The sequence below is a fragment of the Stenotrophomonas sp. YJH_SMC_119 genome (assembly GCF_059368315.1).
This window is the reverse complement of sequence record NZ_JCAFRP010000003.1, coordinates 233,805-249,626: the sequence shown is the minus strand read 5'-3', so window position 1 is coordinate 249,626 and position 15,822 is coordinate 233,805. Positions and strand designations below refer to the sequence as shown.

The window sequence follows — 15,822 nt, the reverse complement described above, 5'->3', positions numbered from 1 at the left end:
GAGGAGTGCGTTCAGAAATGGTGCTTGGGAGTAGGCAATCGGACCACCTGGGGCGGTACTACACCCATGGGAAGGTCGCGGCGTTGTTGGTCGCATCAATGAATGTAGCCGCTCCCAAGACTGTCATTGACCTCGGTGCCGGCGACGGGACGCTTGTCGATGCAGGTGCGAAGCTCTGGAGCAGGGCTCGGTTTGTTACCGTGGATATCGACGACAAGGCAGAGAGCAGTCGCCTTCCTGTAACGAGGGGAGGTGCATTCCGCCACTTCACGGGCGATGCCTTGGATGTTGGCCTAGATCATCGGCTCGGCCTTCATTGGGGAAAAGCCTGTGTTGGCTTGTGCAATCCACCCTATATCAAGCCTCGCTGGCGTCGCCACTTCGGCGAAATCATGGAGGAAGTAGGCCTTAGCCACGTCCTGCCACATGCGGAGGACATTCCTGCGGATATCCTTTTCATCGCTCAGAACCTTCGTTTTCTGAAGGATGGCGGGCGGCTTGGAATGATCATTCCAGACGGGCTTATTTCCGGCGAGCGTTTTATGCGTTTTCGCCAGTCATTGATCGAAAGCCATTCGATTGACCAAGTCATCGAGTTGCCTCGCAATATCTTCCGCCGAACCGAAGCCAAGGCTCACATAGTCATTCTAACGAAAGCCGCAACACAGGTCTCGCACATTCCCGTTCGGCAGCTTTCGTCGGCCGGTGAGTTATCAGATGCTCTGACGATATCGCCAGAGCGGGGACTTCTTCGCCTGGATTACGGATACCATTCATCAGTGAGGCCCTCGCGCACTTCTCGGGTCGTCCGGCTGTCAAAATTAATAGCATCTATCTCGCGCGGCACGCTCTCATCGCGAACTCGCAAGAATGTCGGATATCCGGTCTTCCACACAACTGACCTTACAGCCGGAATGACTGAAGTGCCTAGTGAATTCGCACTCAGTGAGGAATTCCAGAAAGTGGTGGCTGGTGTGACGGCGCGCGCGGGTGACGTTCTGGTGGCTCGAGTCGGCAGAAACCTGTCCGATAAAATCTGTCGGGTTGACCGTGGTGTGATTGTTGTATCGGACTGCTTTCTCGTGCTTCGACCGAATGTGGGCGAGGAAGACAATCTGTTTAAGGTTCTGAATAGTCCTCGCGGCCGTGTGGCCATCGATGCGATTGCGCACGGTGTCGGGGCCAGGTTCATCACAGCAAATGCTTTAATGACAATATGCTTCTGAGTCCTCGATATGGCAGATAGAATTGACGGTGTTGAGCTCGAATCTGCCCTCCAGCAGCGGGCAGACTACATTCCAATCGAGGATCTGTTAAACGAAACCTCGCAGCAAGGTGATCTGTTCAGTAGAGTCGCTCAGGAGCTGACAAACCGCGGATTGCGGACCATCGTGGGACCGCGCGGGTGCGGAAAGACGCACATGATGCGTTTCGCTTGGCTGAAGTGTCGTGATGACAGCTCTATGCCTTTCGCTGTGTACGTTAGTTTCAATCGCTACTTCCGACTTGAGCCCTTACTTTCTAGCCACGCGAGTGCGCTTGGGCAGTTTCACTCTTGGGTCCTAGCGAGGATCATTTTGGCTGTAGTCGATAGCGCCCAATCCTGGCAGCCCGAAGTGTCGGTCGAACTTCCTCCGCCGTTGACGGAGGTGGGGCTTCAGAGTTTCGTGTCCAGGACAGAGCGCAACCTGCCACTTGACGACGACATGAAGGTTATTGCTGACGGGCTTTCAATTGAGCGCGTGCAGGCCTTAATTGCGTCCGCTCGTGCGCAGGCCGGGCGGAAGTTCAGTGTATTGCTAATGGACGATGCAGCGCTGACGCTTACCCCTGATTATCTTATTGAGTTTCTTGACATTGTGCGGTCGCTGAAGTCAATAGACTTGGCGCCAAAGGCGTCGGTGTATCCTGGCACAACCGAGGTAAGCCCGAAGTTTCACCAAGGCCAAGACTCGGTGGCAATACCCGCATGGGTTTGTATTGAAGATCCTGGATATGACGGCGTGATGGATGGCATTGCCCATACTCGCGTCAAGGGTTTTCAGTCCACTCCTGTGGACGTCCGAGTTATGTTGCGATTCGCTGCATTTGGCATTCCGCGGGCTTACTTAACTATGTTGGACGAGTTTCTCCGCGGCGATCACCGCACGACCCAGCAAGGCGTGACGCGAACGATTCAGGAGCATCTTGATGCAAGATTGGCGGAGTTCCGCTCCCTAGGAAAGAAGGTTCCCAAGCTTGCGTCCCTGGTTGAGGCCGGAGAGAAAGTGCTCGATGGAATCGCCCGCGAAATTAAGTCGTTCAATGAAGGAGTCGGGGGGAAAGGGCATCGCCAGCTCACAGTCGGAGTTGTAGAAAGTGAACTGACGCCGGTTGTAGAGCGGATGTTTAATTTGTTGGTTGAAGCGGGGCTCACTTACGACAATTCTACAGTTAAGCATGGCACTCCTTCACGAATATACCGACGATACATACCCCATGCAGCGAACCTGCTCTCCATTAGAGCAATCGGCGGTGGTGAAAGCGGCGGCAGCATTCGCCAAACTGTTGAGGCGATAGGGTTCAAGTCCGCAAAGCATCCGGTGAGAAAAAGCCTTCAGCGAATTGTTCCTGAGGTGGATTTTGGGAGCTTGAGCTTATCGCTTCCGAAATGTGCTTCATGCCACGCCCCTCGAATGACAGATAGTCAACGCTTCTGTCACAACTGTGGACAGCAGCTCGTTGATGCGTCGACGTTTTCGCAGTGCCTAGAAACACCGATAGCCCAGGTTCCGGGACTCACAGTTTGGCAGCGCACCCAGATCGACGAGCATTTGCCAAACTTGAAGACGTTGCGAGACTTTTTGGCTAAGCAAGATCCGGCGGCCGACCTGCTCACAGTACGAGGGTTTGGGCGCCGCAGAACCGCGAGAATTGTGGATGTGCTTAACGGTTTCGTCGACGAGTATTTGTCTTAATTATGCCTCCGAAAGCTACCACTGCCGCCGATTTTTCTGCGATTCTGACGGTTCGCCAGCTCACGGGCGAGATTGATACAAGACAGTGGTTTCACGCTGACCACGATGATTCCGATGTATCGCCGATCGATCAGTTCATTGACAACGCGGTAAGCCTTAACAAGATGTGGGTAGGCACGGGCGGCGACGCTTTTTTGCCGCGGGAACTGGGGATGCTGCTAATCCTGGGCTATGTTTCAGCCGTCGAAGGTTTCTTTCGAGCGTTGATAAGGCGCATCCTTATGGTCGACCCCTACTCACAGTTGCACTGCGAAACCTACACGCTGACATACGCAGCAGCGCGTCATCAGCGGCAGAGCCTTCTTCCAGAGGCTCTGCTCGAGGAAGTAGTGTTCTCTGGAAAAAAACAGGTAATTACAAATATCCAAAAGTTCTTGAACTGGGGCTTGGCTGGGAACAAGCCGTTCGAGGAACTTCTCACACGCTACAACGCGGTATGTGAACTGCGGCACTGTTGTGTGCATCGCTTTGGTAAACTTGGCACGAAGAATGCGGTTGAGCTTGGGCTTGAGAGCCATAAGAAGTACCTTGAGAAGCCATTGTTGCTTACCCGTGCGAACATGGAATCCATCGTCGACTTGCTCTTCGTTCTAGTTAAGTCTCTTAACAATGAGGCGTTTCGTTTTGTTCTAAACCGTGCAGCAACTTCCAAGCTCAAAGGCGCGGAGGCAGTGGGGTTAGGTTGGACTTGGAACAAGGCAAGGGATAAGAAGCTTTATTCAGCCTATTACGCAATATTTGCGAGTCAGCGGGACGCCACGCCCTCTCCGCCTATGGAGGAGATGTATGAGCGTTACAGGGCAACGTTCAAGAACGTTGGACGGCAAAAAGGCGACAGATAGAATGTGATTGCTAAGGGAGCCCTACAGCCTGGCGGCGCGCCACGCCGTGATTTCCGAAGGTCATCAAGCCCACGTCCAACTCCTGTCGCTAGGTGGCCCGCGTGGATGGAGATATGGGCTTGAAACAGACCTTCCCTACCCCCGATAAATCTCCCTAATCGCCCACCCCAGCAATGTCTGCTTTGCTGCCAGAGGCAGACATCTATCGTCGCCTAGCCAGGGACCTAAAGCTATCCGCCGTTAGCCAGATGCCGAGGCGCCCTCAACGCGCCTCGGCATCCGATTCGTCACGGGCTGTAGTGCATGGAGGCACTAAAGGCACGTCCCTGTTCGTAGCCGGCATGGCCCATTAGCGGCTCGGGCACGAGACCCTGCGTTTCACTCCAGCCTGTGCTGCCGTCCCCGGTGAAGCCACTGATGGCGTCGATCAGCTGCCGCACTTCAGCACTGGCCGACGTGTCCATCGTGCGGACAGAAGCAATCGAGGCTGCGGCCGGCAGTGGCTTGAGTTGGCCGGCGATCGCAGACGCCGAGATGGCATTGCCTCCGTCTCCTGGCTGTACGAACGCGATAGCGTACTGCCCTCCTTGGAAGTGCTTGAGCACCCGCATCTGCTGAGCAGCGTCACCGTCAACCCGTACGAGCAGATCATCACCATCACGGTAGTAGCTCAGGCGGCTGCGAGCGATTCCGTCGAAGTACAGCCAGTCGGTACCACCGCCGGTGTTGTCCACGGTATCCACGCCACCGCCAGCGCGGTAGAAGTAGGTGTCGTTGCCGACGCCACCGAACAGCATATCGTTACCGTCTTCGCCCACCAGTTGATCGTCGCCTGCGCCGCCAATCAGGATGTCGTTGCCCGAACCGCTGAAGCTGCCATTGCCACCGGACAGATAGTCGTTGCCGTCGCCGCCGTCGAGCTTGTCATCCCCGCCCATGCCGAACAGTGTGTCGTCGCCGCCGAGACCCTGGATGCGATCACGGCCACTGGTACCCACCAGCTGCTCGCCGGCCCCCGTGCCGGAGATCTGTGAGGGATAGTCGCCGTCGTTGCCACCTCCCGGATTCCCGCTACCGGTACCCGGCACCAAGGCATTGATGGCCGCCGTGTTCAGCGCCGAGCCTCCTGCGGGTTGCAGGTAGTCCAGTGCCATGTCCCCGCCCATGAAGTGATTGGTGACGGTGACCTTCTGATTGGCATTGCCGTTGATGGTGATCACCAGGTTGTCGCCATCACGGGCGAAGGCAAGCTTGGACAGGGTGATGTCGTTCTGGAAGATCAGCCAGTCCGTACCGCCACCCGTATTGTCGATGACATCGATGCCGCCGCCGTAGACGTACTGATCATCACCTGTGCCGCCAATGAGCACGTTGCTCCCATCTTCGCCACGCAAGGTGTCATTGCCCAGCCCACCCTCGAGGCGATCATCGCCCGAGCCGCTGCCGCTTCCATTGCCGCCGGACAGGTAGTCATTCCCGTCTCCACCGCGCAGGGTGTCATTGCCGCCCATACCAAACAGTGTGTCGGCGCCGCCCAGGCCTTCAATGAGATCCTTGCCAGCGCTGCCTGCCAGCTGTTCGCCGGCCGCGGTTCCCTGGATGACCTGGTCGAACTGCCCGCCGGTACTGCCACCGGCGACGATCTGATTGATCTGCACGGTGGTGAGGTACGAACCGCCATCCGGCTGCACATAGTCGATCGCGGCGTCACCACCTAGGAAGTGGTTGGTGACACGTACGGCCGGCGTGGCGGCGTTGTCCAGCGTGATCAGCAGATCGTTGCCGTCGCGGCTGAACGAGATCCGCTCACGGCTGATGCCACCGGTGAAGAACACGCCGTCGAAGCCTCCGCCGGTGTTGTCCACCGTATCGGTGCCGCTGCTGGTATCGAAGACGTACTTGTCATCGCCGCTGCCGCCGACCAGCGTGTCGTTGCCACCTCCTCCGACAATCGTATCGTTGCCACCCATCCCGTGGATGATGTTGGCTTCCGCATTGCCGGCAAGGTAGTTGTCCAGTGCGTTGCCACCGCCATTGATGGCATCGGCACCGGTCAGGAACAGGTTCTCGATGTTGTCCGACAGCACGTACGAGGCGCCCGACTGGACCTGGTCCTTGCCAGCGCCGACGGCCTCGACCACCACGTCGCCACTGTCATCGACAATATAGATATCGTCGCCGGCACCGCCCTCCATGCGGTCGATACCTTCGCCGCCATCGTGATAGTCGTTGCCGTTGCCACCGTACAGCGTGTCGCTGCCACTGCCACCAAACAGCGAATCATTGCCATCCAGACCGTACAGCAGATCTTCGCCATCCCAGCCCCCCAGGGTGTTGGCGCCGGCATTGCCAGTGATCACGTTGTCCAGCCCATTGCCGTTGCCGGTCTGGACGCCGGCGGCCAGGATCAGATTCTCGACCTCATCGGCAAGCACCAGGTTCGTTTCATAGCGTCGCTCGATGGTATCGACGCCCTCCCCGGCATGCTCGACGATCCAGTCACCGCTGCTGTCGTTGATGTAGTAGTCGTCGCCCTCGCCGCCCTGCATGCGGTCGCCGCCGGCGCCACCGTCGAGGCGGTTGTTGCCTGCATTGCCGGTCAGCTGGTTGTTGCCGCCGTTGCCGGTACCATTGATGTTGCCGGCGCCGGTCAGCACCAGGTCTTCCAGAGTATCGCCGAGTACATAATCGATGCTGGATTCGACCGTGTCGTGGCCTTCACCGGCGAGTTCAACCACGGCATCGCCCGTCTGGTCGACCACGTAGGTGTCATCGCCCAGGCCACCCAGCATGCGGTCGGCCCCTGCCCCGCCGTCCAGGCGATTGCTGTTGCTGTTGCCTGTCAGTTCGTTGTTGTCAGCGCTGCCGGTGCCGGTGATGGCACCGCTCGCCTCCACCAGCACCAACCGCTCGATGTTGCTCGACAGAGCGTAGTCGCTGGTGGCATGCACGACATCGACTCCCTCGCCCGCGAGCTCGACGATGCTGTCCAGCTGGCTGTCCACATGGTAGACGTCATCACCGGCACCACCCTCCATGTGGTCGTCCCCGGACTGGCCATCCAGCACATCGTTGCCACTGCCCCCCAGCAGGCGGTCATTACCTTGGCCGCCGAACAATTGGTCATCACCGGCACCACCGTCCAGCCGGTTGGCACCCTCGTTGCCGTTCAGGACGTTGGCGAGTTCGTTGCCGGCTCCATCGATGCTCCCGTTTCCGGTAAGCAGGAGATCTTCCACATTGGCTGCCAACCCGTGGTTCACCGAGCTGTGCACGGTGTCCCTTCCTTCCGCGGCGGCTTCGATCACCACGTCACCGGCATCATCCACGATGTAGACGTCATCGCCCTGTCCACCCTCCGATCGGTCGGCACCCGCCCCGCCGTCGAGGACGTCGGCACCAGCGCCGCCCCGCAATGTGTCATTACCTTCTCCGCCGAACAGCCGGTCGTCACCATTGTCGCCCTCCAGCAGATCGTCCCCGCCCTCGCCGAGGAGCTGGTCATCGCCATCGGCGCCGTGAATGACGTTCCCCAATGCACTGCCGACGATTACGTCGCTATGGCTGGTAGCCACCAGTACCTGCTGATCAAGAGCGGAGGCATCCATCCAGCGGGGAGCTGCGTTGCCGATGATCAAGCGCAGGCCACGCGTTGCGAGTCCACTGACCGCATCGAAGATGCCGTCGACACGAATCTCATCCACGCCGTTCTGATCGATCCGGAGAACCAGGGTCGAACCCTCCCGGCGCATGAACACACTGCTCTCGACGACACCCAGGAGTCGCAGTGTCGATGCGCCGGCGTCGTCTACGATCCGGTCGCGACCATCGCCGGTTGAGAACCGGTACTCGTCGTCGCCCTCACCGCCTTCCAGCACGTCGTTTCCGATACCACCGGCCAGTACATCGTTGCCAGAACCACCCAGCAATTCATCGTCGCCACCGCCGCCGAGCAGCAGATCGTCTCCCTGATCCCCTGCCATCCAATCACGGTCGTCACCGCCTTCCAGAATGTCCGCGCCGCTTCCGCCGTACAACGCGTCCATACCATTACCGCCGAAGATCTGGTCGGCTCCTTCACCACCAGTAATCGTATCGTTTCCGTCTTCGCCTCGGATCAGATCGTCGCCTGCCTCACCTTGCAACAGGTCATCCCCTTCGCCACCGGAGAGCTGATCAGCGCCCGCGCCGCCGGAGATATCGTCATTTCCCTGCAAGCCAAGCAGAACATCGTCGCCCTCGTAGCCGCGCAGAACGTCATCGCCGACCGTGGCAGCCTGGACCATCGACTTGATCATGGCCACCGACCACGAGGCACCGTTGGCGAAGCGGATCTCATCGATCCGGGAGGGACCCGCAGCGTCTTCTCCGAAATAGTTTTGCACCGTCAGCATGTCCGTGCCGTTGGCAAGCTGAAGGAGCAGGTCATTGCCCACCCGAGTGGCACGCACGTCAGCAGGATCGATGCCAGGCAGGAACTCGACGGTATCCAGGCGATCGGCCGCTGCATCATAGTTGTTGATTACATCCCGCCCGAAACCATTGGCGAAGATGTACCTGTCGTTGCCGCTCCCCCCCTGGAGAGTGTCATTGCCGGCACCGCCCTCCAGCCGATCGTTGCCATTACCACCGTCGAGATAGTCGTCGCCCTCGCCGCCCAGGAGCAGATCGGCGCCGTCCCCGCCGGACAGATGGTCATTGCCCGTGCCGCCGTCGAGCGCGTCGTCGCCATCATCCCCATTGAGTCGATCGGCGCCGCCTCTGCCGGCCAGGCTGTCATTGCCGCCTCGGCCACTGAGCCACTCGTTGCCATCGCCGCCCTGGATCACATCGTCACTTTCGTACCCGTACCGGTCATCCACCCCGGGGGTAGGAACCAGCACGATCTGCTTTACATCGGCAATCGTCCACTGCGTGCCATCGGCAAAGCGGATGAGGTCCACGCGATAGGCGCTGTTGCCGTCGTCACGGAAGTAGTTCTGGATGTCGATCCGGTCATCCGTGCCGCTGATCTGGATGCACAGGTAGTCGCCGCTGCGCCAGACCTTCAGGTCTGAAGCGAGAACACCGCTGCCCATTTCGAGCACGTCGATGCGCCCCTGCGACGCATCATGGTTGTAGATGCGGTCATGGCCGGACCCGCGGCCGAACACGTAGAGATCATTGCCCGTGCCGCCATCCAGATAATCATCGCCTGCGCCGCCATCGATGCGGTCGTCACCGGCACCACCGTTCAGTGAGTCAGCGCCCGCGCCACCGAAGAGCCTGTCGCGGCCGTCACCGCCGTCAAGCGAGTCGTCGCCAGCGCCGCCGTGCAGGGTATCGGCGCCCGCGCCACCGTCGAGCTGATCCTGCTGCGCGCCGCCATACAGGACGTCATCACCGGCCTCGCCGCGCACGATGTTGCGGCCCTGGCCCCCGAACACCACGTCGTCGCCAGCGCCTGCAGAGATGAATTCGGATACATCCGGCGTGTCCTCGCCGAGAATCGTGTCATCTCCGGTCCCACCAATGCCACGACGCAGTCCGACCTGTTCCAGCGACTGGATGAAGGTTGCGTCCTGAGCATTCTCGGCCATCCACGCACGCAGCAGCGTTTCGCCCTGAGTCCAGGTAACCGCACCTGATACCTGTCGCGGCAATGCCCTGGCCAGCTCCACCAGATCGATTGCAGCGTTGGTGCGATCGGCGGCATAGCGGGACAGCAGCACCGTGTCGACGGTCGCAAAGTCCACGTCCGTCTTTCCGGTGACGGTATCGATAGTCAACGTCACCTTGTTGATGTAAGCCTGCAGGCGCGTCTGAAGTGCAAGCTGCGCGTAGCTGCCTTCAAAGAAGGCATCGTAGACCCGGCCATAGTTGTTGAGGTTCTCGGTACCCCAGAAGACGGCGCTGATGGGTTCCATGCCAAGGATGGCTTCGACGACACGCACCTTGCGCGTATACGCCTCATCCATGCTGCCGGGTTCACCGACAAATACCTGCTCGCCGGGACGCAGGCGGATCACATTCTCCGAGTTTTCGTCATAGCGTCCGCCGCTCATGTAGAGGGCGATGCTCTCATCGCTGAATCTGGGGTTCGTCCGTGCCCACTGGTAGAGCACCTCCCCCAGCAGTTCACGCTGGGCGCTGCGCGTGGTCGCTGCGGAGAATGCCTGGATTGCCTGGAGCAGCGCGGGCGACAGCGAGGCCGCCTCACGCAGGTCCCGCAGCATGCCCATACCCTGAAGATTCGCGAGTCCCGCCAGCGCCTCCGGAATCACGATACGGTCCACATAGCGGCTGTGGATGGTGTCGGCGTCAAAGTTGAAATCCTGCATCAACCGGGTAGATTCCACCCCGTTTGCATCCACGCGGGTGTAGCTGCTGGTGCCCATCAGGTTGCCGCCCGGCACGTCGTCACTGGCGGGTCCATTGCCGACAAAGTTCGTGGAAAGGCGGGTGATCCCCAGTTCCGCCAACGTCTTCAGTTCACTTGATTCACTGATGCCATTGCCATTGCCGTCCTGCCAGATCTTCAGCGAGCTGAAAGCCGCGTCGGCTGCGTCGATGGACCCATCGCCATTGGAATCGAGATCGGCTAGCGCCTCCATTCCGTTGAGAGCGAGGCGACCATTGCGCAGGCGGGTACGGTCGCCGAAAAGTTCGCTACCATTCTCAATCGCACCAGAGCCGTCGATATCGCGCACCAGCAGCCCGTCGCGCGCTCCGACCCAACCGGTTGCCGTGCGAATGCCGTCGCCGTCATAGTCGAAAAGTGGGCCGGACAGATCGCCATCAACGATGGTCGATACAACACCGTCTCCGTCCAGGTCCAGGGCGATGGGATCGTAGCGCTCAATACGGTAGTCGTCGCCCCGGATCGAATCGCCCAGTTCACCGAGCTTGTCCTGCAGCGGTCCGTTTACTTCGTCCCACAGCATGCCACCCAGATAGCCGCCAAGGACGGCGGCCAGGCCGATGGCAATGGTCACCGGAAGGCCGACGGTGAGGCCGAAGGCGCCCAGCAACGCCATCGCGCCATAGCCGAAGGCCTCTGCCAGCAACAGGCTGGTACCGGCCTTGCCCAGGCCGTTCCAGTCCTGGTTCAGCGCTGCTTGGCCGATCTGGTACGCGTCGAACGCCGGCCCCAGATACTCTCCGAGGGCTCTGCCGGCAGCACTGTTGCCGAAGGTGCCAAGGTCACTCAATGCCTGGGTCTTCATGTTCCCCAGGAAGCCGTTGAGCTGATCCTGGGTGTGGATGCTCTGGGTTACCAGGCTGTCAGCCATTGCGTTGTAGTGATTGGCCAGATTCTGGTAGGTCTGGGAGAAGCTGAGGTCTGGATTGTTGGCGTAGCGCTGCGCGTTGAGATCTGCATAGTGCGCGTTGGCCCGGATTCCGCTCTCCAACCCTGCGATCTGGGCGTCGAACGACGACCGGCCCTGCGCAACGGCTAGGTCATAGCCATTGTTGTATGCGTCGTAGAATCCACCGATGAAATTATTCAGATGTCCTGCGAGATCACCCGCATTCTGTTGAATTTCTTCAAGCGTAATGACGGAAGTTGCCACGGTTCACACTCCTTGTTGAATCAGGCCAGAGAGAAGGGATGACACACATGCGTGCAGGGAGAGCGCTCCAAGTGGGGCGATCCTGCAGAACTGCTCAGAGCAGGTGGCACGTCCGGACTCGGCTACGCGTCGGAACGGCCACTGCGCCGCGCCTAGCGCGCGGTAGATTTGGGAAAGAGCAGCCTGGGAGTTCCGACCAGCAATAACCAGGCAGCCATTGCCGCCCCGTAGGCAAGAACAGTTCCTACCAGGAACGTGCCGAACAGGCTGCCAGTGAATAAGTGATACAGCCCCTTGCCGCGTCCAGCAGCGCTGCTGCCAACGATGAGCACGATCACCGGCAGCAGCATCAGCCCGCTGCAGAGGACCAGCGAAAAGGCGCCCAGCAGCCAACGCTTGAGCACAGGGTTCCAGGGCACGGGATAGCCCGCGAGCCGTCGTCTCATCTGGAAAAACAGCACTGGAATGGTGACCAGATACATTAGTGCCACGTACAGCCAACTCCGGACATCGGTGCCAGCACTATCAAGCAACGCGTGGGGGTAGGCCCCTGTGCGGTGCAGCACGTGAGCACCTGCCGCCAACAATGCGCTCATTGCCATTGCGGGCCAGAACAGCCGCGAGACGCTGCCCCATTGTGTGTTGCGTCGCTGCTGCCCATCATTCATGCCAGACATGAAAGCCTTCTTGAGAGGTTGTGTCATGGATATCCGGGAGCATTCCCGGGCTGTCGCAGATTGGGCCAGGGAATGGCAGGAGCGGCTGTTGCTAGCGCTCTCGCAGCGCCTCGCCTGCATGTTGGCGCAATGGACTCAGCAGGTAGTCGATGACCCGCCGCTTCCCGGTCTTGATCTCGGCGCTCAGGCTCATGCCCGCGGTCATGCGCACGCGCACCCCGTCGATCTGCAGGGTGGCCTTGTCGAGCTTGACCCGTACCGGGAAGACCAGGCCGAGATTCTCGTCCTGCATGGCGTCATGGGAGACGCTCACTACTCTCCCTGTCAGGTAGCCGTAGCGGGTATACGGAAAGCTCTCCACCTTCACGGTTACCGCCTGGCCGGTGCGCACAAAGCCGATGTCTTTGTTGAGGATGGTAGCTTCGACCTCCAGTGATTCCTCGCTGGGGACGACGGCCAAGAGGGGCTGCGCCGGAGTAACCACACCACCCACTGTATGTACGACCAGCTGCTGCACAGTTCCATCGACAGGCGCCCGCAGGGTCATCTGGTGGTCGCGCTGCCCTGTTCGCGATACTTCAGGCGTCATCTGTCCGATCTGCTCCTGCGCCTCACGCAATCCGTCCAGGGTCTGTTGGCGGAAGTCGGCCACCAGCACCCTCAGTTCTTCTTCGGCAGCCCGCTGGGCCGACCGGATCTCCTGCACGCGATTGCGCTGCGCGGCAAGATCGCGCTCACCCGCGATACGCTCCTGCTCTCGCAGCAGATAGTCGTGACGCCCCACGTAGTTGCCCTCCAGCAGGCTGCGGTAGTCATCGGCGCGAAGGCGGGAGATGCGCGCCGACTCCTCCAGCGGCTTCACCGAGGCCTGGGTGGTTTCCAGTTCCGCACGGCGCTGTGCGATCAAGGCCTGCAGATTGTGGCGCTTGGCCTGCAGCGCCTCGAACTGGCTTCGGGCCAGCGCCTGCTCGGCCTGTACCCGGTCTGCCGGCAGGTCTGGATCAACATGGAATACCGGCGCTGTACCATCTTCCAGGGCCTCGGCGAGGGCACGCAGGCGCAGGGCGGCCATGCGCGCGTTCAACAATGCATCGTCCGCCTTGGCCACGTCGGCGGACGTGGAGGTGGCATCAAGTTCGATCAGCACCTGCCCTGCTTTGACCGCCTGCCCGTCACGCACCAGAATCCGGCGCACCACGCTGGTTTCCGCCGGTTGCACCACCTTGGTCCTTGAGTCCACGACGGTTTTCCCGGGAGCCACAGCAACGATATCGAGCTTGCCGAGACTGGCCCACAGCACCGCCACACAGAACAACGCGGTGATGATGCGCAGCGTCCACCGTGCGGTGGGCGACGCAGGGGTTTCAATCAGTTCCAGGTGGGCGGGCAGGAAGGCGCGCTCGTCGGCCTCGCGCGCAGGCGGGTCCATCTCGTGGCGGGCCTGCCAAGCGCTACGGAACACGGCAAGGTAGCGCGCGGTGAAGATGCGCACCGCATCATGGATGTGCTTCATGCCGCCCCCTGCTGAAGGCGATGCAACTGCGCGTAGTGCCCGAGTGGCTGAGCCAGCAACTCATCATGTGTTCCACTCTCGACGATGCGACCTCGGTCTACGACGACGATGCGGTTGGCCCTGCGCACGGTGGAGAGGCGGTGCGCAATGATGATGACGGTGCGGCCCCTGCAGATCTCGCGCATGTTGGACATCACCGCATGCTCGGACTCGTAGTCCAGGGCACTGGTAGCCTCATCCAGGATCAGGATGCGGGGATCGGTGATCAGCGCACGGGCGATCGCCACGCGCTGCCGCTGGCCACCCGAAAGGCCCGCGCCATGCTCCCCCACTTTGGTGTCATAACCCTCAGGCAGCGCCGAGATGAACTCGTGGGCGCCGGCAAGGGTCGCCGCCTTGATCACCTGTTCAAGCGGCATGCCCGGATCACTGAGTGCGATGTTCTCACGCACGCTGCGGTTGAACAGGAAGTTCTCCTGCAGTACCACGCCCAGCTGCCTCCGCAGCCAGGCAGGATCGGCCAGGGCCAAATCATGCCCATCCACCAGCACTCGTCCGCGCTCGGGCGTGTACAGGCGCTGCACCAGCTTGGTCAGCGTGCTCTTCCCGGAGCCCGAACGCCCGACGATGCCAATGACCTGCCCGGCCGGCACGTGCAAATCGATACCGGCAAGAATCTCCGGGGTATCCGGGCGATAGCGGAATCCGACCTGCTCGAAGGTGATGTCGCCACGGATGGACGGTAGTGCCATCCGGCTGCCAGGCAGTTCCGTGCGGGTGTTGAGGATATCGCCGAGACGCTGGACAGAAATGCCCACTTGCTGGAAGTCCTGCCACAGCTGGGCCAGGCGGATGATCGGCGCGGCGACCTGTCCAGACAACATGTTGAAGGCGATCAGCTGGCCCAGTGACAGCTTGCCATCAATGACCAGCTTTGCCCCCCAGAACAGGATGGCAACACTGACCAGCTTCTGCACGAGCTGCACGCTCTGCTGGCCGACGGTCGCGATCTTGGTGACGCCAAATCCGGCATTCACATATCCTGCCAGCTGGCTGTCCCAGGTGCGTGTCACCCGTGGATCGACCGCACTGGCCTTGACCGTACCGATACCACTGATGGTTTCGACCAGGAAGGACTGGTTGTCCGCGCCGCGTGCGAACTTCTCATCCAAGCGCTTGCGCAGCACGGGAGTGATGCCTGCCGAAACAAGCGCATAGAGCGGAAGCGAGATCACGACGATAAGAGTCAGCCAGCCGCTGTAGTAGAACATCACGGCCAGGAACACCACGGTGAACAGCAGGTCGAGGACCGAGGTCAACGCCTGCCCGGTCAGGAAGTTACGGATGTTCTCCAGTTCGCGCACGCGGGCAATGGTGTCGCCCACACGTCGGGATTCGAAGTACGCCAGCGGCAACGCCAGTACATGCCGGAACAGGCGGGCACCGAGCTCGACGTCAATCTTGCTGGTCGTATGGGCGAACACATAGGTACGCAGCCCGCTCAGCACGACGTCGAAAATGGCGATGGACACCAGCCCAATCGCGATCACATCCAGTGTTGTCAGGCCGCGATGCACCAGGACCTTGTCCATCACCACTTGGTAGAACAGAGGCGTGACCAGTGCAAACAACTGGATGAAGAACGAGACGATGAAGACCTCCAGCAGCATCTTCCGATACTTGATCACCGCTGGAATGAACCAGCTGAAATCGAACCGGGCCAGCTCGCCGAGAACCGACGCCCGCGATGCGACCTGCAGCAGGCGCCCCCGGTAGCGCTGCCGAAGCGCGGCCATGTCAATGCTCAACGGGCGCTTCTGGGCCAGATCGTGGATCAGCACCTGATCGCCATTGATGCGGGCGATGATGAACGCATCACCGTCCTCACCAAGTGCAAGCGCAGGCAGGTTGGCCAACGCCAGGCGCGCGCAGGGCGTCGACACCATCCGCGCCTTGAAGCCCAGCTTGCGGGCCGCCAGGACCAGGGTCGTTTCGTCCATGGGGGCATTGCCCAGTCCAGCGTCGTGTGCCAGCTGACTGGCGTCGGCCGCAATGCCATGAAATTGAGCAAGCAGTACCAGACCACGCAACGCCAGATCCTGTTGATCCTGCGCACGCGCTACCCCCGGCACCGAAAGTGCCGCGTCTCCCTCTGACATAAAATCCCCTGCGCAGCTTCCATTGTGCGCAACCCCGACGCGGAGATTGGGGTCACCAAAG

At 60.4% G+C, this 15,822-nt stretch carries 7 protein-coding genes; 3 read left to right on the top strand and 4 right to left on the bottom strand.

What is annotated here, in order from left to right; all coding sequences use genetic code 11:
- Window positions 1-98: 98 nt before the first annotated feature.
- The 3 genes from AC5P6S_RS07100 to AC5P6S_RS07090 all read left to right on the top strand — a co-directional run bounded on the left by AC5P6S_RS07100 (window position 99) and on the right by AC5P6S_RS07090 (window position 3,859).
- On the top strand, window positions 99-1,226 hold the full coding sequence (locus tag AC5P6S_RS07100; RefSeq protein WP_157806734.1) for an N-6 DNA methylase: 1,128 nt from the start codon (window positions 99-101) through the stop codon (window positions 1,224-1,226).
- Between the two features lie 480 nt (window positions 1,227-1,706).
- Complete coding sequence (locus tag AC5P6S_RS07095) at window positions 1,707-2,957, top strand: zinc ribbon domain-containing protein (protein WP_155761086.1); 1,251 nt, start codon at window positions 1,707-1,709, stop codon at window positions 2,955-2,957.
- Window positions 2,958-2,959: 2 nt separating this feature from the next.
- Window positions 2,960-3,859: a hypothetical protein gene (locus tag AC5P6S_RS07090; RefSeq protein WP_065183800.1), complete on the top strand. Its 900-nt coding sequence runs from the start codon at window positions 2,960-2,962 to the stop codon at window positions 3,857-3,859.
- A 287-nt stretch (window positions 3,860-4,146) separates the two neighbouring features.
- Here the strand turns inward: AC5P6S_RS07090 and AC5P6S_RS07085 are convergent, their stop codons facing one another.
- The 4 genes from AC5P6S_RS07085 to AC5P6S_RS07070 form a co-directional block, all read right to left on the bottom strand.
- On the bottom strand, window positions 4,147-11,412 hold the full coding sequence (locus AC5P6S_RS07085) for an SPM autocatalytic domain-containing protein (RefSeq protein WP_495204541.1): 7,266 nt from the start codon (window positions 11,410-11,412) through the stop codon (window positions 4,147-4,149).
- A 152-nt stretch (window positions 11,413-11,564) separates the two neighbouring features.
- Window positions 11,565-12,116: a transporter gene (locus AC5P6S_RS07080; RefSeq protein ID WP_231110316.1), complete on the bottom strand. Its 552-nt coding sequence runs from the start codon at window positions 12,114-12,116 to the stop codon at window positions 11,565-11,567.
- Between the two features lie 64 nt (window positions 12,117-12,180).
- Window positions 12,181-13,602 (bottom strand): HlyD family type I secretion periplasmic adaptor subunit, encoded by a 1,422-nt coding sequence (locus AC5P6S_RS07075; RefSeq protein ID WP_065183802.1) that lies wholly within the window; start codon window positions 13,600-13,602, stop codon window positions 12,181-12,183.
- Window positions 13,599-15,761: a type I secretion system permease/ATPase gene (locus tag AC5P6S_RS07070; protein ID WP_060380243.1), complete on the bottom strand. Its 2,163-nt coding sequence runs from the start codon at window positions 15,759-15,761 to the stop codon at window positions 13,599-13,601. The genes AC5P6S_RS07075 and AC5P6S_RS07070 overlap by 4 nt, the downstream gene beginning before the upstream one ends.
- Between the last annotated feature and the right edge of the window lie 61 nt (window positions 15,762-15,822).